General features: G+C 71.3%; 14 protein-coding genes. 7 read left to right on the top strand and 7 right to left on the bottom strand.

Features of this window, described 5'->3' with window-relative positions; genetic code table 11:
- Nucleotides 1-202: 202 nt before the first annotated feature.
- The 5 genes from OG214_RS09365 (at nucleotide 203) to OG214_RS09345 (ending at nucleotide 7655) form a co-directional block, all read left to right on the top strand.
- A complete protein-coding gene (locus OG214_RS09365) occupies nucleotides 203-991 on the top strand; it encodes an ATP-binding cassette domain-containing protein (protein WP_382851820.1) in 789 nt (262 codons plus the stop codon).
- Nucleotides 988-2298, top strand: coding sequence for an ABC transporter permease subunit (locus tag OG214_RS09360; protein WP_363085322.1), 1311 nt, complete (start codon nucleotides 988-990; stop codon nucleotides 2296-2298). The genes OG214_RS09365 and OG214_RS09360 overlap by 4 nt, the downstream gene beginning before the upstream one ends.
- Before the next feature lie 264 nt (nucleotides 2299-2562).
- The gene (gene dxs, locus OG214_RS09355; RefSeq protein WP_363084281.1) at nucleotides 2563-4467 is read left to right on the top strand and encodes a 1-deoxy-D-xylulose-5-phosphate synthase; all 1905 of its coding nucleotides are present in this window, start codon (nucleotides 2563-2565) and stop codon (nucleotides 4465-4467) included.
- Between the two features lie 193 nt (nucleotides 4468-4660).
- Nucleotides 4661-6121, top strand: a complete 1461-nt coding sequence (locus OG214_RS09350; protein WP_405984479.1) for an amino acid permease — start codon at nucleotides 4661-4663, stop codon at nucleotides 6119-6121.
- Nucleotides 6122-6152: 31 nt separating this feature from the next.
- Nucleotides 6153-7655, top strand: coding sequence for a glycosyltransferase family 39 protein (locus tag OG214_RS09345; protein WP_405984478.1), 1503 nt, complete (start codon nucleotides 6153-6155; stop codon nucleotides 7653-7655).
- Here OG214_RS09345 and OG214_RS09340 read toward each other — a convergent pair.
- Complete coding sequence (locus OG214_RS09340) at nucleotides 7631-8023, bottom strand: NTP pyrophosphohydrolase (protein ID WP_363084277.1); 393 nt, start codon at nucleotides 8021-8023, stop codon at nucleotides 7631-7633. The genes OG214_RS09345 and OG214_RS09340 overlap by 25 nt on opposite strands.
- A 110-nt stretch (nucleotides 8024-8133) precedes the next feature.
- Here OG214_RS09340 and OG214_RS09335 point away from each other — a divergent pair, with 110 nt between their 5' ends.
- A complete protein-coding gene (locus OG214_RS09335; RefSeq protein WP_405984477.1) occupies nucleotides 8134-9294 on the top strand; it encodes a hypothetical protein in 1161 nt (386 codons plus the stop codon).
- Nucleotides 9295-9467: 173 nt separating this feature from the next.
- On the opposite strand, the gene OG214_RS09330 is transcribed toward OG214_RS09335, so the two are convergent.
- From OG214_RS09330 to OG214_RS09310, 5 genes are all read right to left on the bottom strand, one after another.
- On the bottom strand, nucleotides 9468-11591 hold the full coding sequence (locus tag OG214_RS09330; RefSeq protein ID WP_405984476.1) for a 3-hydroxyacyl-CoA dehydrogenase NAD-binding domain-containing protein: 2124 nt from the start codon (nucleotides 11589-11591) through the stop codon (nucleotides 9468-9470).
- The gene (locus OG214_RS09325; RefSeq protein WP_363084280.1) at nucleotides 11588-12808 is read right to left on the bottom strand and encodes an acetyl-CoA C-acyltransferase; all 1221 of its coding nucleotides are present in this window, start codon (nucleotides 12806-12808) and stop codon (nucleotides 11588-11590) included. The genes OG214_RS09330 and OG214_RS09325 overlap by 4 nt, the downstream gene beginning before the upstream one ends.
- Nucleotides 12809-13060: 252 nt before the next feature.
- Entirely contained in the window at nucleotides 13061-14386 is a 1326-nt protein-coding gene (locus tag OG214_RS09320; protein WP_405984475.1) for an HRDC domain-containing protein, read from the bottom strand.
- 77 nt (nucleotides 14387-14463) lie between these two features.
- A complete protein-coding gene (locus OG214_RS09315; protein ID WP_093605154.1) occupies nucleotides 14464-15123 on the bottom strand; it encodes a response regulator transcription factor in 660 nt (219 codons plus the stop codon).
- Between the two features lie 291 nt (nucleotides 15124-15414).
- Nucleotides 15415-16104 carry a DUF3000 domain-containing protein gene (locus tag OG214_RS09310; protein ID WP_363085828.1) on the bottom strand — a complete coding sequence of 230 codons (690 nt, stop codon included), beginning with the start codon at nucleotides 16102-16104 and terminating at the stop codon, nucleotides 15415-15417.
- Nucleotides 16105-16195: 91 nt separating this feature from the next.
- On the opposite strand from OG214_RS09310, the gene hemE reads away from it, so the two are divergent.
- The gene (hemE, locus tag OG214_RS09305; protein ID WP_405984474.1) at nucleotides 16196-17260 is read left to right on the top strand and encodes a uroporphyrinogen decarboxylase; all 1065 of its coding nucleotides are present in this window, start codon (nucleotides 16196-16198) and stop codon (nucleotides 17258-17260) included.
- A gap of 86 nt (nucleotides 17261-17346) precedes the next feature.
- Here the strand turns inward: hemE and OG214_RS09300 are convergent, their stop codons facing one another.
- A complete protein-coding gene (locus OG214_RS09300) occupies nucleotides 17347-18726 on the bottom strand; it encodes an FAD-dependent oxidoreductase (protein WP_405984473.1) in 1380 nt (459 codons plus the stop codon).
- Nucleotides 18727-18728 lie beyond the last annotated feature (2 nt).

Here is an 18728-nt window from a genome sequence, read left to right as displayed (position 1 = left end):
TGACCTGCCTCCGGTGAAGCCTGTCCGGCACCCCGCCCACTCAACAGCCCCGCAGCTCGGGCGGGGTGCCGGATGGAACCACCTCGGCCGCCGTGCCGCACGCCGCGCGCGAGCGCCGTGCGGCCGCCCCTTCCGTTCTCTTCTGCTCGACCTCCGCGCCTCCCCCCGGCGCGGCATCCCCGCCGGTCAGGCGGCGAAGGAGATGGTTCACGTGACCGCTACGCCCGTGCTGGCGTTGCGAGGGGTCTCCAAGCGATTCGGTGCCGTCCAGGCGCTCACCGAAGTAGAGCTTGAGGTCCACTCCGGTGAGGTGGTCGCCCTGGTCGGCGACAACGGTGCCGGGAAATCCACGCTGGTGAAGACCATCGCCGGCGTGCACCCCGTCGATGACGGAGTCATCGAGTGGGAAGGCCGGCCCGTCTCGATCGACAGGCCGCACGACGCCCAGACCCTGGGCATCGCCACGGTCTACCAGGACCTGGCGCTGTGCGACAACATCGATGTCGTCGGCAACCTCTATCTCGGCCGTGAACTGCGGCGCTGGGGAGTGCTCAACGAGGTGGAGATGGAGCGCCGCTCGCGCGAGCTGCTCACCACCCTGTCGATCCGGATCCCCAGCGTCCGTATTCCGATCGCCTCGCTCTCCGGCGGCCAGCGGCAGACCGTGGCCATCGCCAGGTCCATGCTCGGCGAGCCCAAGCTCGTCATTCTCGACGAGCCGACCGCGGCCCTCGGTGTCGAGCAGACCGCCCAGGTGCTCGACCTCGTCGAGCGGCTGCGCGAGCGCGGTCTCGCCGTACTGCTCATCAGCCACAACATGGCGGACGTCAAGGCCGTCGCCGACAAGGTGGCCGTGCTCAGGCTCGGCGGCAACAACGGCGTCTTCGATGTCGCGTCCACCTCGCAGGAAGAGATCATCGCGGCCATCACCGGCGCCACGGACAACGCCGTGACCCGTCGCGCGTCGCGCACCGTGGAGGTTCAGAAGTGACCACCGAGAACACCTCCCCCTCGCTCGACAAGGCGGCGCCGGCCAATCCGGCCCCGGTCGACGCCCCCGCCGCGGCGGACGGCGCGGTCACCGCGGTCGACCCGCGGCTGCTCGTACGCGAGCAGGGGTTCGGCGGCTATATCACCGAGTTCAAGCGCAAGATCCGCGCCGGTGATCTGGGCGCGATACCCGTCGTGCTCGGCCTGATCATCATCTGGGCGATCTTCGGAAGCCTGAACTCCAACTTCCTGACCGCGGAGAACCTCAGCAACATCTCCGTGGCCATGGTCGGCACCGGCATGATCGCCGTCGGTATCGTCTTCGTCCTGCTGCTCGGTGAGATCGATCTCTCCGTCGGTTCGGTCAGCGGTGTCGCGGGCGCGGCCTTCGCGGTCCTCAGCGTCACGCACGGCATGGCGGACTGGCTGGCGTTCATCCTCGCCATCCTGACCGGTACGGTCGCCGGGGCCATCCACGGCTTCTTCTTCGCCCGGATCGGCGTCCCCGCCTTCGCCGTCACCCTGGCCGGTCTGCTCTTCTGGAGCGGCTTCATGCTCCAGCTCCTCGGCGACAGCGGCACGGTCAACCTGAGCGCCGACAGCGTGGTCGCCAAGCTCACCACGTACTACTTCACCGATGTCGCGGCCGCCTACGGCCTCGCCGTGGTCGCGGTGGCGGTCTTCTTCCTGACCTCGTTCTTCGAGAACCGACGCCGAGAGGCGGTCGGAGTCCCGTCCAGGCCGCTCAGCGAGACCATCCTGCGCTCCGCGCTGCTGGCCGTGGTGGCCTTCGCCGCGGCGGCCCTCTACAACCAGTACAAGGGCCTGCCCCTGGCGGTCGTGATCTTCCTCGTGGTGCTTGTGATCACGGACTTCGTACTGCGCCGCACCAGTTACGGCCGTAAGGTCTTCGCGCTCGGCGGCAGTGTCGAGGCATCCCGCCGCGCGGGTATCAATGTTGCGCTGGTCCGTATCTCGATCTTCTCGCTCGCCGGTACGTTCGCCGCGCTCGGCGGTCTCTTCATCGCCTCCAAGATCGCCGCGGCCAACCAGGGAGCGGGCAGCGGTGACCTGCTGATGAACGCCATCGCGGCGGCCGTCATCGGTGGCACCAGCCTCTTCGGCGGGCGCGGCCGGACCTGGAACGCGCTGCTCGGTGTGCTGGTCATCGTCTCGATCCAGTACGGCCTCGCCCTCCAGGGCATCGCCTCGCCGATCCAGAACATGATCACCGGCGCGGTGCTCCTGGCGACCGTCGTCATCGACGCCGTGACCCGCAAGACCCAGAAGGCGGCGGGCCGCGCCTGAGCGGACGCCGTACGATTCGCGGGCCTGTGCCCGGCATCCGTCCCCGGGTGCCGGGCACAGGCCCGTTGCGGGCACCGGCGATATGACGTACATACATCCGATCGAGTGATGTGCAACGGACCGCCCGCTGATGACCCACGCGAGCGGAACATTAGACTCGCCAGATCGGCAGAGCTCGACCAGCCCAAAACGCAAGGAGGCACAGTGAAGCAGGTGCCGCGCGAAGCGCGCCGAGCAGGGTCGGGGGTGGGCGGATGGGAGCTGATGACTCGTATCAGGGGGCCCCGCGATCTGGACCGGCTCGGCCCGGAGCAGCTTGAGGAGCTGGCCGGAGAGATCCGGTCGTTCCTCGTGGACGCGGTCTCCAAGACCGGCGGCCACCTCGGCCCAAACCTCGGTGTCGTCGAGCTGACCATCGCCCTGCACCGTGTCTTCCACTCGCCGAAGGACAAGATCCTCTTCGACACGGGCCACCAGTCCTACGTCCACAAGCTGCTCACCGGCCGTCAGGACTTCTCGCGGCTGAAGAGCAAGGGCGGTCTGTCGGGCTATCCCTCCCGTGCCGAGTCCGAGCACGACATCATCGAGAACTCGCACGCCTCCACCGTGCTCGGCTGGGCCGACGGTCTCGCCAAGGCCAACCAGGTCCTGGACAGGGACGACCGCGTGGTCGCGGTGATCGGTGACGGCGCGCTGACCGGCGGTATGGCCTGGGAGGCGCTGAACAACATCGCCGACGCCAAGGACCGCCCGCTCGTCATCGTCGTCAACGACAACGAGCGCTCGTACGCACCGACCATCGGCGGCCTCGCGAACCATCTCGCCACCCTGCGCACCACCGACGGCTACGAGCGCTTCCTGGCCCGCGGCAAGGACCTCCTGGAGCGCACCCCGGTCGTCGGCAGGCCCCTCTACGACACCCTGCACGGCGCGAAGAAGGGCCTCAAGGACTTCATCGCCCCGCAGGGCATGTTCGAGGACCTCGGACTGAAGTACGTCGGTCCCATCGACGGCCATGACATCGAGGCCCTGGAGTCCGCGCTGCTGCGGGCCAAGCGCTTCGGCGGTCCGGTCATCGTGCACTGTCTGACCGAGAAGGGCCGGGGCTATCAGCCCGCGCTCGCGGACGAGGCGGATCGTTTCCACGCGGTCGGCAGGATCCACCCGGACACCGGTCTGCCGATCGCCTCCTCGGGTGTCGACTGGACGGCCGTGTTCGGCGAGGAGATGGTCAAGCTCGGCAGGGAGCGCGAGGACATCGTCGCGATCACGGCCGCCATGCTCCAGCCGGTCGGTCTCGACAAGTTCGCGAAGCTCTTCCCCGACCGGGTGTACGACGTCGGCATCGCGGAACAGCACGGCGCGGTCTCCGCGGCGGGTCTGGCCACCGGCGGGGTCCACCCGGTCTTCGCCGTCTACGCGACCTTCCTCAACCGGGCCTTCGACCAGGTCCTGATGGATGTCGCCCTGCACCGCTGCGGTGTGACCTTCGTCCTGGACCGCGCCGGGATCACCGGCACCGACGGCGCCTCGCACAACGGCATGTGGGACATGTCGATCCTCCAGGTCGTGCCCGGTCTGCGGATCGCCGCCCCGCGCGACGCCGACCAGGTACGGGCCCAGCTCCGCGAGGCGGTGGCCGTCGACGACGCCCCGACCGTGGTGCGCTTCTCCAAGGGCGCGGTCGGCCCCGCCGTCCCGGCCGTCGGCCGGATCGGCGGTATGGACGTCCTGCGCAGGCCCGACGAGGGCACGGCGGACGTCCTGCTGGTCTCCGTCGGCGCGCTCGCCCCGATGTGCCTGGAGATCGCCGGGCTCCTCGACAAGCAGGGCATCACGACCACCGTCGTCGATCCGCGCTGGGTCAAGCCGGTGGACGAGGCGCTCGCCCCGCTCGCGGAGCAGCACCGTGTCGTCGTCACCGTCGAGGACAACAGCCGGGTCGGCGGCGTCGGTTCCGCCGTCGCCCAGACCCTGCGCGACGCCGGGGTCGACGTGCCGCTGCGGGACTTCGGCATCCCGCCGCGCTTCCTCGACCACGCCTCCCGCAAGGAGGTCATGGCCGAGATCGGCCTGACCGCGCCGGACATCGCGCGCCAGGTCACCGGCCTGGTCGCGAAGCTGGACGGCCGGCTGGAGGGCTCGCCGGCCGAGGCCGCCCGCGACTGAGCGCGCGTTCCCCCGAACGGCTGATGGGCCGGTCGGTCCGCCCTGTACGGGGTGGTCCGACCGGCCCATCCGTGTGAAATAAGACATCGCGGGACCCCGGGGGTGCACGACCTCTCGATCATTGCCGGAACGACGCGCGCACGGAGGTATGCCGGTGAGTACGCTGCACGCCCCGGAACCAGCGAAAAACGGGATGTTCCGCACCAAAGGTGTCGAGCAGTCCATCCGTGACACCGAGGACCCCGAGTTCGCGCTCAGGAAGTCCCTCTCCGCGCTCGATCTCACGGTCTTCGGCGTCGGTGTGATCATCGGTACGGGAATCTTCGTACTGACCGGGGTGGTGGCCCGGCAGCACGCGGGACCCGCCACCGCCCTCGCGTTCGTCGTCTCGGGCGTCGTCTGCGCGCTGGCCGCCCTCTGCTACGCCGAGTTCGCCTCGACCGTACCGGTGGCCGGATCCGCGTACACCTTCGCGTACGCCTCGCTCGGCGAACTGCCCGCCTGGATCATCGGCTGGGACCTCGTCCTGGAGCTCGCGCTGGGCTGCGCGGTCGTGGCCGTCGGCTGGTCCGGCTATGTGCGCTCGCTGCTGGGGAACGCCGGCGCGAGTCTGCCGGACTTCCTGTCCGGCACCCGCGACGGGGCGTTCGGCTTCGATCTGCTCGCCTTCCTCCTCGTGCTCGTCCTGGCCGGCATCCTCGTCGTCGGCGTGAAGCTCTCCTCACGGGTCACCACCGTCATCGTCGCCGTCAAGGTCACCGTCGTCCTGCTCGTGATCGTCGTCGGCGCGTTCTTCATCACCGGATCCAACTACCGGCCGTTCATCCCGCCCGCCGAACCCAGCCCCGGCGGCGGCGGACTGGCCGCCCCGCTCATCCAGCTGATGTCCGGCTATGTCCCCACCGACTTCGGCGTCATGGGCATCTTCACCGCCGCGGCCGTCGTCTTCTTCGCCTTCATCGGCTTCGACATCGTCGCCACCGCCGCCGAGGAGACCGTCGACCCGCAGCGCGACGTCCCGCGCGGCATCCTCGGCTCGCTGTTCCTCTGCACCGTGCTGTACGTCGCCGTCTCCCTCGTCGTCACCGGGATGCAGCACTACTCACGGCTCTCGGTGGACGCCCCGCTCGCCGACGCCTTCAAATCCGTCGGCCATCCCTTCTGGGCCGGGGTCATCAGCTTCGGCGCCGCCGTCGGACTCACCTCCGTCTCCATGATCCTGCTGCTCGGCCAGACCCGGGTGTTCTTCGCGATGAGCCGCGACGGACTGCTCCCCAGGACCTTCTCCCAGGTCCATCCCCGGTTCGCCACGCCCTACCGCTCGACCGTCCTCCTCGGTGTGATCGTGGCGATCATCGCGGGCTGCACCTCCATCGAGGAACTCGCCGAACTGGTCAACATCGGCACCCTCTTCGCCTTTGTCGTCGTCGCGCTCGGCGTCATCATCCTGCGCCGGCGGCGCCCCGATCTGCCCCGCGCCTTCCGCACCCCCCTGGTGCCGTATCTGCCGATCGCCTCCGTGCTGGCCTCCTTGTGGCTGATGCTCAATCTGCCCGCCGAGACCTGGCTGCGCTTCGGTATCTGGATGGTCATCGGCTGTGTCGTCTACGCCTTCTACGGACGGGTCCACAGCCGCCTCGGAACCGCCCGCTGACGGCGGACGACGGCTCGCACCGGCCCCCGCCATGCTCGCCGAGCCGCCACCGCCCGCCCTCCGGTACGGACCCTCCGGGCACCGTGCCGCACCGGCCACGGCCGGCGGGAGCGCCCCCTACTGGCGGCGGCTGCTCCCGGTCGTCGCGCTGCTGGTCCTGATCACCCGGATCCCCTCCTTCCGCCACCCCCTGTGGAGCCCCGACGAGGGCTATCTCGCCGTCCAGGCGCGGATGCTGGCCGACGGGGGAGCGCTCTACGAGACCGTCGTCGACCGCAAGCCGCCCCTGCTGCCCTGGCTGTACGAGGCCGTCCTCGCCCTCTTCGGCGACGGCTCCCCGTACGCGATGAAGGTCCTCGCCGCCGTCGCCCATCTCCTCACCGCCGCCCTGCTCGCCGCCGTCGCGCGCGAGCGCTGGGGCGACCGGGCGGGCCGGACCGCCGGAGTCCTCCACCCGCTGCTCTCCGTCGGCCTCAACCCCGAGGACACCCAGGCCGCCACCTTCGAGGTCTTCATACTGCCGTTCACGGCCGCGGCGATCTGGTGCGCGGGCCGGGGACGCCCCGGCGCCGCCGGACTCGCCGTCGCCGGGGCACTGCTGACGAAACAGACCGGCGGCGCGGTCCTCGTCCCCGTCCTGTGGCTCCTCTGGCACTCCGCACCGGGCAGAGCCGGACTGCCGCGGCTCGCCGCCGGGCTCGCCCTGCCGGTCCTCGCGGCGGCCCTGCTCACCGACCCGTCCGGTTTCCTCTTCTGGACGGTGACGGGATCGGCCGCGTACGCCGCCTTCACCGGCTCCGGACTCCATATGGCCTCCCGGGGCCTGGCCAACTCCGCCCTGCTCGCTCTCGCCTGCTCCCCCCTGCTGGCCCCGCTCGTCCGCGCCCGGCGCACCGCCCCAGGGGGCACCGCCCGAGGCGGCACCGCGGATCTGTGGGTGTGGCTCGCCGCCTCGGCCGTCGCCGTCGTGGCGGGCTTCCACTTCTTCGGCCACTACTTCCTGCAACTCGTGCCGCCGCTCGTACTGCTGGCGACGGCCGCCCTGCGCCCGCTGCCCCGCGAACAGGCCGCGTCCGCGCTGCTGACCTCGGTCTGCGTCTGCGCGCTCTTCGTCACCTGGGGCATCCTCGCGCCCCGCCCCGAGCTGGCCCACGCGCAGCGGATCGCCGACGCCGTACGGGCCCGTACGGCGCCCACCGACCGGGTCCTGGTCTGGGGGATACACCCGGAGACGTACTGGCTCGCCGACCGGACCCCCGCCAGCCGCTATCTGACGGCCGGTCTGCTCACCAACTACAGCGGCGGCCGTGACGGGCCCCGCGTGGGGGAGAAGTACGCCATGGCGGGCGCCTGGCCCGTACTCGTCGCCGAACTGAGGTCCCGTCCGCCGGCCCTGGTCGTGGACGACTCCCGCGGCGGGCCCTACGCCCCCGGCCGGCTGCCCACCCTGCGCGCGCTGCTGGCCCGGCAGTACCGGCCGCTGCCCGCGACGGTCGACGGCGCGGTGCTCTACGTACGCTCCCCCGGAGGCTGACGTACGGTCCTGGGACCCACGCACTGCGCGCCGTACACCGCCACCCGGCGGCACAGCTCACGGTCGGCCGAGACGACGACACAGCCGAGCCCGTCCGCCGCCGCCCGTGCCGCCAGCTCCACGATCCGGTCGTCGCCGCTGCCGGGCGCGGGCTCGACCCGTACCCCCGGCACCGGCGCCACCTCCCTGGCCGCGCCCTCCACGACCAGCACCACCTCGACGGGTCCTGGATGACCGGCGATCCCGCGCCCGGTGTACGGCACCAGGGAGTCGCGCAGCCGCTCGGTGGCGCCACGCCGGTCGCGCCACCATCCGTCGGGGACGGAACCGACCACGTTCGCCGCGTCCACGATGATCTGGGTCCGCATCACACCAGCGTGTCACAGAGGCCGTGCCGGAAGGCTCCCGGATGCGCCGGAGTACCCGCGCGTATCATCGTGTCCCGGGTTTCCAGCGCTCGGGAAGGTGGCGGCGGGCCATGACACCGAGGTCCGGACGGACGTCGAGACGATCGGGAGACGGCGCGGGCAAGGCCATGACGGGCGAGCCGCGCCGCACGCTCCCGACGCCTCCTGCGGACAACTCCCTCCCGGCGACCACCGGCTGGCTGCTGCGCGGCAAGGACGGCAGGCTCACGGCCTACGCGCCGGCCGCCGACGGCGTGCTGCGCTGGACGGAGGCCAGGGCCGGCGGTCCGGACTGGTCGGGACCCGAACCGCTCGCCTTCCCCGGTCTGCTGCCGTATCTCTCCATCGCCCGGAGCACCGAGGGCTTCGTCCATCTGCTGGCGGTGCGGAAACGTCCCGCTGCCGACGGGCCCGACGAGATCGATCTCCTGCACGCCATCCAGTTCCAGACGGGCCGTCCCCTGCGGGACTGGCAGTCGCTGGGCAATCCGCACGGCAAGGACCGGGTGAAGGGCGGCCGGATCGGCATGCCCTCGATCGTCCTGGACGCGGTCGGCTCCGTGCATCTCTTCGTACGGAACGCGAACGGCAACATCTCGGCCAAGAACCAGTCCCGGACCGGCCGTTGGCAGGCCTGGGGCGGCGCGAACGCCAAGGGGACCGTGCTGACCGGCGAGCCGGTCGCGACCATGACCGACCACGGTCCGATCGAAGTCCTCGTCCCGGCCCGGGACACCATCGTCCGCTGGCTCCGCGACAAGCCCGAAGCGGCCCTGGAACGCGCCGAGGAGGAGCCGGTCGCCCCCGTCGCGTCCGGCACGCTCATCGCGGAGCGCACGGGTCCGGGGCGGCTCACCCACTTCTGGCGCGACGCCGAGGACAGTACGGTCCACGCCTGGCGCCCGGGAACGGAAGCGGCCCGCCTGGGCGGCCCCGGCACCGGCCCGCTGGCCGTGCTCCGTACCCCGGTCGACGGCCACGACTGCACGATCCTCGCCCAGCGCGGCCCCGACGGCCGCCCCAGCATCGCCGCGTACCCCACCGAGAACGAGGCCGCGGGCCTCAACTGGACCCCGTCGGGCGAACCCTGCGTGGGTGCCCCGGCCCTGGCGCTGGACGGTGACGGAAGGGTGGTCCTGGCCGCACTGGGCGAGGACGGCACCCTGCGTCTGGCCCGTCAGAAGGCGGAACCGGGCCTGGCCCTCGCGGCCTGGACCCGGGTGAGCCCCTGACGGCCGGCGCTCCCGGCTCCGGCATCACAGGCGCGTCAGAGGGCCTGAGGGCCCGTCAGCCGGACCGCCGGCCCACTGCGCGACCGTCAAGGCCCGCTACCCGCCGCGGGCAGCGGACAGGCCGTACGGAGGGTTTCCGCACGGCCTGTCCGGTTCGCCTGTCGCGCCGCGCGCTACGCCGGCACGCTCGCCACGCCCGGCGCCAGGAACGGCTTGCCGTTCACCCGCTCCGAGACGCCTTCCCGGTCCAGATACGGCGTGATGCCGCCCAGATGGAAGGGCCAGCCCGCGCCCGTGATCAGACACAGGTCGATGTCCTGGGCCTCGGCGACGACGCCCTCGGCCAGCATCAGACCGATCTCCTGCGCCACCGCGTCCAGAACACGCTCGCGCGTCTGCTCCTCCGTCAGAACCGTGTCGCCCTGCTTCAGGAGCGCCGCGACCTCCGGGTCCAGCTCCGGCGCACCCGAGTCATAGACGTAGAAGCCGCGCTTGCCCGCCTTCACGACCGCCGCGAGATTCTCCGAGACCGTGAAACGGCCGGGGAACGCGCGGTGCAGCGTCTCGGAGACATGCAGCCCGATCGCGGGGCCGACCAGCTCCAGCAGCACCAGCGGCGACATCGGCAGCCCCAGCGGCTCCACCGCGCGCTCCGCCACCTCGACCGGAGTGCCCTCGTCGATGACGTTCTGGATCTCGCCCATGAAGCGGGTGAGGATACGGTTGACGACGAACGCCGGGGCGTCCTTCACCAGCACCGCGCTCTTCTTGAGCTTCTTCGCCACCCCGAACGCCGTCGCCAGCGCCGCGTCGTCGGTCCGCTCGCCGCGCACGATCTCCAGCAGCGGCAGAATCGCGACCGGGTTGAAGAAGTGGAAGCCGACGACCCGCTCGGGGTGCTTCAGCTTCGACGCCATCTCGGAGACCGACAGCGACGAGGTGTTGGTGGCGAGGATCGCGTGCGCCGGGGCGACCGCCTCGACCTCCGCGAACACCTGCTGCTTGACGCTCATCTCCTCGAAGACGGCCTCGATGACGAAGTCCGCGTCCGCGAAGCCCTCGGCCTTGTCCAGCACACCCGTGACCAGCGCCTTGAGCCGGTTCGCCTTGTCCTGACCGATACGGGACTTCAGCAGCAGCTTGTCGATCTCGCCATGGACATAGCCGACGCCCTTGTCGACGCGCTCCTGGTCGATGTCCGTGAGGACGACCGGGACCTCCAGCCGGCGCAGGAAGAGCAGCGCGAGCTGCGAGGCCATCAGCCCCGCCCCGACGACACCCACCTTGGTGACCGGACGGGCCAGCGACTTGTCCGGCGCCCCCGCCGGGCGCTTGGCACGCCGCTGCACCAGATTGAAGGCGTAGATCCCGGCGCGCAGCTCGCCGCCCATGATCAGGTCCGCCAGCGCCCGGTCCTCGGCGTCGAAGCCCGCCTGGAGGTCGCCGTCCTTGGCCGCGGCGATGATGTCGAGCGCGCGGTAGGCGGCCGGGGCCGCGCCGTGCACCTTGGAGTCGGCGAAGGCCCTGCCGTGCGCGACGGCCTGGTCCCAGGCCTCGCCGCGGTCCACCGCGGGCCGTACGATCTCCAGCTCGCCCTTGAGCACCGACGCCGTCCAGAGCAGCGACTGCTCCAGGAAGTCCGCACCCTCGAAGATCGCGTCGGCGATCCCCAGCTCATGGACCTGGGCGCCCTTGAGCTGCCTGTTCTGATTGAGCGAGTTCTCGATGACGACCGAGACCGCGCGCTCCGCGCCGATCAGATTCGGCAGGAGCGTACAGCCGCCCCAGCCCGGCACCAGACCGAGGAAGACCTCGGGCAGCGAGAACGCGGGCAGCGCGGCCGACACCGTGCGGTACCGGCAGTGCAGACCGATCTCCACGCCGCCGCCCATCGCCGCGCCGTTGTAGTACGCGAACGTCGGCACGGCCAGACCGGCGAGCCGCTTGAAGACATCATGGCCGCCCCGGCCGATCGCGAGGGCGTCCTCATGGCGCTTCAGCAGTTCCACGCCCTTGAGGTCGGCGCCGACGGCGAAGATGAACGGCTTGCCGGTCACCCCCACCCCCACGATGGCGCCCTCGGACGCCTCCGCCTCGACCTGGTCGATCGCCGCGTCCAGATTCGCCAGCGACTGCGGACCGAACGTCGTCGGCTTCGTGTGGTCGAGGCCGTTGTCCAGCGTGATCAGCGCGAAGCGTCCGGCCCCGGGCAGATCGAGATGGCGTACCTGCGCCTGGGTGACGACCTCGTCGGGGAACAGCTCGGCCGCGCCCTTCAGGAGTTCAGCGGTGCTCACTTGGTGCCTCCGTCGAAGTGCGGGTTCTCCCAGATGACCGACGCGCCCATGCCGAAGCCGACGCACATCGTGGTCAGGCCGTAGCGGACCTGCGGCTGCGCCTCGAACTGCCGGGCGAGCTGTGTCATCAGCCGTACACCGGAGGAGGCCAGCGGGTGGCCGAACGCGATGGCGCCGCCGTACTGGTTGACGCGCTCGTCGTCGTCCGCGATGCCGTAGTGGTCGAGGAAGGCCAGCACCTGCACGGCGAAGGCCTCATTGATCTCGAACAGCCCGATGTCGGAGATCGAGAGCCCCGCCTTGGCGAGGGCCTTCTCCGTCGACGGGATCGGGCCGTACCCCATGACCTCGGGCTCGACGCCGGCGAAGGCGTACGAGACGAGCCGCATCCTGACCGGCAGCCCCTGCTCGCGCGCGAAGTCCTCGGCGGCGATCAGCGAGGCGGTGGCGCCGTCGTTGAGCCCGGCGGCGTTGCCCGCGGTCACCCGGCCGTGCGGCCGGAACGGGGTCTTCAGCCCGGCCAGCGTCTCCAGCGTCGTCCCCGGCCGCATCGGCTCGTCGGCGGTGGCGAGCCCCCAGCCGGTCTCGCCCGCCGCCGGGTCGGTCCGGCGGATCGAGATCGGCACCAGATCCTGCTGGATCGCGCCGTTCGCATACGCCTTGGCGGCCTTCTCCTGCGAACGCACCGCGTACTCGTCGGCACGCAGCTTGGTCAGATGCGGGAAACGGTCGTGCAGGTTCTCGGCCGTCATCCCCATGAAGAGGGCGGAGTCGTCGACGAGCCTCTCGCTCACGAACCGGGGATTGGGATCCACACCCTCACCCATCGGATGCCGCCCCATGTGCTCGACACCGCCGGCCACGACGACGTCGTACGCGCCGAACGCGATGGAACCCGCCGTAGTGGTCACCGCGGTGAGCGCGCCCGCGCACATCCGGTCCACGGAGTAGCCGGGCACGGACTGCGGCAGCCCGGCGAGGATCCCCGCGGTACGGCCGAGGGTGAGGCCCTGGTCACCGATCTGCGTGGTCGCGGCGATGGCGACCTCGTCGATCCGCGCCGGGTCGAGATCCGGGTTGCGGCGCAGCAGCTCCCGGATCGCCTTCACGACAAGATCGTCGGCCCGGGTCTCGTGGTACATGCCCTTCGGGCCCGCCTTGCCGAACGGGGTACGGACGCCGTCGACGAAGACGACGTCCCTGACGGTACGAGGCACGATGGCTCTCCTCCAGGGTGCGGGATGGCACTGCGGGGCACGCCGAAGCGTGCCCTCCCCATGCTACTCGCCGGTAACCATCCCGCCCAGCCGGGGAGGATTTTTTTTGAGGACCCGCGCGGGACCGCAACGTCCCCGCGGCCCGGTTCCGTCCGTCCAGCGGGTTCGTCCTCAATCGCCGGACGGGCTTGATGTGGGCCCGGACCGGCCGGCAGCCGCACCACCACACACCGCACCCCGCGCCCACGGCCCCTAGCCCGCAGACGCACCGCCGGCAGGCGCGTCGCCCGGTGTCAGGGAACGGGTCAGCAGCGGTGCCACCTGTTCGATCTGCCACCTCCGCGCCCCGTACTCCGCCAGCGCCAGCGCCACCGCCTCCACCGTCCGCTCCCGCGGCGGCTCCCAGCAGACCCGCCGCACCGTGTCCGGCGTGATCAGGTTCTCCTGCGGCATGTTCAGCCGTTCCGCCAGCGCCGAGACCGCCGCCCGCGCCGCCGACAGCCGCGCCGCCGCCTCGGGGTCCTTGTCCGCCCAGGAGCGCGGCGGCGGCGGACCCGCGACCTGCTGGCCCGGCTGCGGCAGCTCCGCGTCCGGCAGTGACCGCGCCCGGTCCACCGCCGCCTGCCACTGTTCGAGCTGGCGCCGCCCCATCCGGTGGCCGAAACCGGGCAGCGCGGTGAGCGCGTGCACATTCACGGGCAGGGCCAGCGACGCCTCGATGATCGCCGTGTCGCTCAGCACCTTGCCGGGCGAGACATCGCGCCGCTGCGCCACCTGGTCACGGGTGGTCCACAGCTCCCGTACCACCGCCATCTGACGCCGGCGGCGCACCTTGTGCATCCCCGACGTACGGCGCCACGGGTCCTTGCGCGGGGCGGGCGGCGGGGCCGAGGCGATCGACTCGAACTCCTGGTGCGCCCATTCCAGCTTGCCCTGCCGGTCCAGTTCCTTCTCCAGCGCGTCGCGCAGATCGACCAGCAGCTCGACATCGAGCGCGGCGTACCGCAGCCAGGGCTCGGGAAGGGGCCGCGTCGACCAGTCGACGGCGGAGTGGCCCTTCTCCAGCGCGTACCCGAGGACGTTCTCGACCATCGCGCCGAGCCCGACCCGGGGGAAGCCCGCCAGCCGGCCTGCCAGTTCCGTGTCGAACAGCCGGGTGGGCGTCATGCCTATTTCGCGCAGACACGGAAGATCCTGGGTCGCCGCGTGCAGAATCCACTCGGTCTCCGCGAGCACCTCGCCGAGCCCGGAGAGATCGGGGCAGCCGACCGGATCGATCAGCGCCGTGCCCGCGCCCTCACGGCGTAGCTGGACGAGATACGCGCGCTGTCCGTAGCGGTAGCCGGACGCGCGCTCCGCGTCGACGGCCACGGGGCCCGTGCCCGCGGCGAAGGCGGCGACCACCGTGGCCAGGTCTGCTTCGGTGGCGACCACCGGCGGAATGCCCTCGCGGGGCTCCAACAAGGGGATCGGCGCCGATTCGACGTCGCCCGGGGGCTGCGACATCAGCGGCTGCCGCCGCGGGCCCCCGGTGGTTCGCAGTGCTGGCTCTGCTGCGGTCTCTTGGGCGTCGGTCACCTGTCAAGGGTATCTGTGAACGGACGGCGCCCGTCGACGGAACGTTCCGTCGACGGGCGGTGGGCGGGAAGAGACGGTCAGTGGATGATGCCGGTACGGAGGGCCACGGCGACCATCCCCGCCCGGTCACCCGTGCCGAGCTTGCGCGCGATACGGGCGAGATGGCTCTTGACGGTGAGGGCGGACAGGCCCATCGAGACACCGATGGCCTTGTTGGACTGGCCTTCGGCCACCAGCCTGAGCACCTCGACCTCACGGCCGGAGAGCTCGCGGTAGCCGCCCGGGTGGCTCGGCGCGCCGGGCGGGCGGCGGTGCATCCGCTGACCCGCGCCGATGGGGGCGGCGCCGGGGCGGGTGGGGTGGCCGATGTTGGTGCGCGTACCGGTCACGACATAGCCCTTGACGCCGCCCGCGAGGGCGTTGCGCACCGCGCCGATGTCATCGGCGGCGGAGAGGGCGAGGCCGTTGGGCCAGCCGGCGGCTCGGGTCTCGGACAGCAGGGTCAGCCCGGAACCGTCGGGCAGGTGGACGTCGGCAACGCAGATGTCGCGTGGGTTGCCGACGCGGGGGCGTGCCTCCGCGATGGACGATGCCTCGATGACGTCTCGTACTCCAAGGGCCCACAGATGGCGGGTGACGGTGGAGCGGACGCGCGGGTCGGCCACGACGACCATGGCCGTCGGCTTGTTCGGGCGGTAGGCGACCAGGCTTGCGGGCTGCTCGAGGAGAACGGACACCAGGCCTCCTGGGAGGGTGCGGGACGGGGCCGGCTCTGGGGGATGAAGCCGGGGGGAACCGTGTTTGAAGGGTCATTGACCTCTTCGGCAGCAATCCCGCCCGGCTTTAGGGAATGATCACGATTTGGTGAGTAACAATTCGGGCAATTCGGACGGGTGATCGATCATCCTATTGACCGGTCCCGCCGCGCCCATGTGCGCCGAGCATGCCGGACGTGGGTGGAGGGTGTGAAGAGCCCGGCGGACCGCAGTAGTGGCGTCATCACGCCATGGCGATGGCGTGAAGGCCCGTCAGGACACCTGTGGACCGCGCCGCTGGGGCAGGGACACCACACCCGCGCCGGAGCCCGCCTCGGCGGGCCCCTGGAGCGGACCCGGCGCGGCCGGCGGCAGCCCCGCGATCTGGCAGAGCAGATCGCACCAGGCCGCGAGATGCGCCGCGGTGTCGGGCACCCCGGCCCGGCCCTCGCGCGGCGTCCAGGACGCGCGGATCTCGATCTGGGTGGCCGGCCTGCGCTCGGCGAGACCGCCGAAGTAGTACGAGCCGGCCCGGGTGACCGTGCCGCTGGCCTCTCCGTACGACAGTCCGCGCGCCTCCAGCGCGCCCGTCAGCCACGACCAGCACACCTCGGGCAGCAGCGGATCGGCGGCCATCTCCGGCTCCAGCTCCGCGCGCACCAGCGTCACCAGCCGGAACACTCCCTGCCAGGCCTCGTGCCCGGCCGGGTCGTGCAGCAGGATCAGCCGGCCGTCCGCGAGATCGTCCTCCCCGTCGACGACCGCGGCCTCCAGGGCGTACGCGTACGGTGCGAGCCGCTTCGGCGGCGGGGTCGGCTCGATCTCGATCTCGGGACGCAGCCGCGCCGACCGCAGTGCTTCGACCGCCGTACGGAACGCGGACGGGACGGAGCCCCCCTCCGCGCTGTCTGTTCCCTCGGTGCCGTTGGAATGATCGGAAAACTGTCCCTGAGCCGCAGCCATGCGGGGAAGAGTAGGCGGAACCCGCGTCTCGCGCAGGGAGGGACACCCGGGCCGGGGCAGCGGCTTCCCCGTACATGCGAAGATTCTGGGCGTGAGCGCGATTGACCGCCCCTCGGGCCAGCAGACGAAGACGTACGAATCGGCCTTCCTGAAGGCGTGCAGGCGTGAACCGGTACCGCACACCCCGGTCTGGTTCATGCGGCAGGCGGGGCGCTCGCTGCCGGAATACCTCAAGGTCCGCGAGGGGATTCCGATGCTGGAGTCCTGTATGCGGCCCGAGCTGGTCACCGAGATCACCCTCCAGCCCGTACGGCGTCACAAGGTCGACGCCGCGATCTACTTCAGCGACATCGTCGTCCCGCTCAAGGCCATCGGCCTCGACCTCGACATCAAGCCGGGCGTCGGTCCCGTCGTCGCCGAGCCGATCCGCGGCCGGGCCGATCTCGCGCGGCTGCGCGATCTCACCCCCGACGATGTCTCCTATGTCACCGAGGCGATCGGGATGCTGACCGGAGAGCTGGGCTCCACGCCGCTCATCGGGTTCGCCGGCGCTCCCTTCACCCTCGCCAGCTATCTCGTGGAGGGCGGTCCGTCCCGCAACCACGAGCACACCAAGGCGATGATGTACGGCGATCCGGCGCTCTGGGCCGATCTGCTGGACCGGCTCGCGGACATCACCGCCGCCTTCCTCAAGGTGCAGATCGAGGCGGGGGCGAGCGCCGTGCAGCTCTTCGACTCCTGGGTGGGCGCCCTGGCCCCGGCCGACTACCGCCGCTCCGTACTGCCCGCCTCGGCCAAGGTCTTCGACGCCGTCGCGCCCTACGCTGTGCCGCGTATCCACTTCGGTGTCGGTACGGGCGAACTGCTCGGTGCGATGGGCGAGGCCGGCGCGGATGTCGTCGGCGTCGACTGGCGCGTACCGCTCGACGAGGCGGCCCGCCGGGTCGGCCCAGGCAAGGCGCTCCAGGGCAACCTTGACCCGGCCGTCCTCTTCGCCCCGACCGCCGTGGTGGAGGAGAAGGCCGACGAGGTGCTCGACGCGGCGGCGGGCCTGGAGGGCCATGTCTTCAATCTGGGCCACGGCGTACTGCCCAGCATGGACCCGGACGCCCTGACGCGGCTGGTGGAGCACGTCCACACCCGGACGGTCCGCTGAAGTGCGGGGGCGCGGGAGCGCGGGAGCGCGGCCGGGGCGGTGTTCCGCGCCGCTCCCGGCCGTAGTTGCTCTGTGGCCCGTCCCGGCTACATCCCCGCCGCCCGTACCGCTGCCGTCGCCTTGCGCGCGGCGACCAGCACCGGGTCCCAGACCGGGGAGAACGGCGGGGCGTAGCCGAGGTCCAGGGTCGTCATCCGCTCCACCGTCATTCCGGCCGTCAGCGCCACCGCCGCGATGTCCACGCGCTTGCCCGAGCCCTCACGGCCCACGATCTGAACCCCCAGCAGCCAGCCCGTACGGTGCTCCGCCAGCATCTTCACCGTCATCAGGGCCGCGCCCGGGTAGTAACCGGCGGTGTTGGTCGACTCGATGGTCGCGGTGACGAACTGGAGGCCCGCCCGGCGGGCGTCCTTCTCGCGCAGCCCCGTACGGGCGATCTCCAGATCGCAGACCTTGCTGACGGCCGTACCGACCACTCCGGGGAAGACGGCGTAACCGCCGCCCGCGTTGGCGCCGATGATCTGGCCGTGCTTGTTCGCGTGGGTGCCCAGGGCGAGATGGCGGGTCGTCCCTGAGACCAGATCGAGGACCTCCACACAGTCGCCGCCCGCCCAGATGTTCTCGTGGCCGCGCACCCGCATCGACTGATCGGTGAGCAGTCCGCCGTGCGGTCCGAGCGGCAGCCCGGCGGCGCGGGCGAGTGAGGTCTCCGGCAGGACACCGATCCCGAGCACGACGACATCGGCCGGATACTCGGCGTCCCCGGTGACCACGGCCCGCACCCGGCCGTCCTTCCCGGTGAGGACCTCGGTGACCGGGGCGCCGCCCACGGTGGTGATGCCCATCCCGTCCATCGCCTCATGGACCAGCCGGCCCATGTCCGGGTCGAGTGTGGCCATCGGCTGCTCGTCCTGGTGGACGACCGTGACCTCGTAACCGCGCTTCAGCAGCGCCTCGGCCATCTCCACACCGATATAGCCCGCGCCCACGACGACCGCCCGCCGGCCCCGTGTGCCGGTCAGGGTGTCCAGCAGGGCCTGGCCGTCGTCGAGGGTCTGTACGCCGTGCACGCCCGGCGCGTCGATACCGGGGAGCGCCGGGCGCACGGGGCGCGCGCCCGTCGCGACGACCAGCTTGTCGTAGCCGGTCCAGCTCTCCGTACCGTCGGTGAGATCCCGTGCCAGGACCCGCTGTCCCGCCACATCGATCTCCACGATCTCCGTGCGCATACGGAGGTCGATCGCGCGCTCGCGGTGCTCCCGGGGGGTACGGGCGATCAGATCGTCCCGGTCCGCCACATCGCCGCCCACCCAGTACGGGATGCCGCACGCGGAGAACGAGGTGAAGTGGCCGCGCTCGAAGGCGACGATCTCCAGCTCCTCCGGGCCCTTCATCCTGCGGGCCTGCGACGCGGCGGACATCCCCGCCGCGTCGCCGCCGATGACCACCATGCGCTCCGCCGCCATTG

The sequence above is a fragment of the Streptomyces sp. NBC_00872 genome (assembly GCF_045161915.1).
Classification (GTDB): domain Bacteria; phylum Actinomycetota; class Actinomycetes; order Streptomycetales; family Streptomycetaceae; genus Streptomyces.
The sequence above is the reverse complement of the archived record's forward strand: the minus strand, read 5'-3'. Positions and strand labels throughout refer to the sequence as shown.

Excerpts from the sequence above, each read along its gene's own strand:
- OG214_RS09365 (WP_382851820.1), top strand. The coding sequence starts at position 203 with ATGGTTCACGTGACCGCTACGCCCGTGCTGGCGTTGCGAGGGGTCTCC.
- dxs (WP_363084281.1), top strand. The coding sequence starts at position 2,563 with ATGACTCGTATCAGGGGGCCCCGCGATCTGGACCGGCTCGGCCCGGAG.
- OG214_RS09350 (WP_405984479.1), top strand. The coding sequence starts at position 4,661 with ATGTTCCGCACCAAAGGTGTCGAGCAGTCCATCCGTGACACCGAGGAC.
- OG214_RS09345 (WP_405984478.1), top strand. The coding sequence starts at position 6,153 with ATGCTCGCCGAGCCGCCACCGCCCGCCCTCCGGTACGGACCCTCCGGG.
- OG214_RS09340 (WP_363084277.1), bottom strand. The coding sequence starts at position 8,023 with ATGCGGACCCAGATCATCGTGGACGCGGCGAACGTGGTCGGTTCCGTC.
- OG214_RS09335 (WP_405984477.1), top strand. The coding sequence starts at position 8,134 with ATGACACCGAGGTCCGGACGGACGTCGAGACGATCGGGAGACGGCGCG.
- OG214_RS09310 (WP_363085828.1), bottom strand. The coding sequence starts at position 16,104 with ATGGCTGCGGCTCAGGGACAGTTTTCCGATCATTCCAACGGCACCGAG.
- OG214_RS09300 (WP_405984473.1), bottom strand. The coding sequence starts at position 18,726 with ATGGCGGCGGAGCGCATGGTGGTCATCGGCGGCGACGCGGCGGGGATG.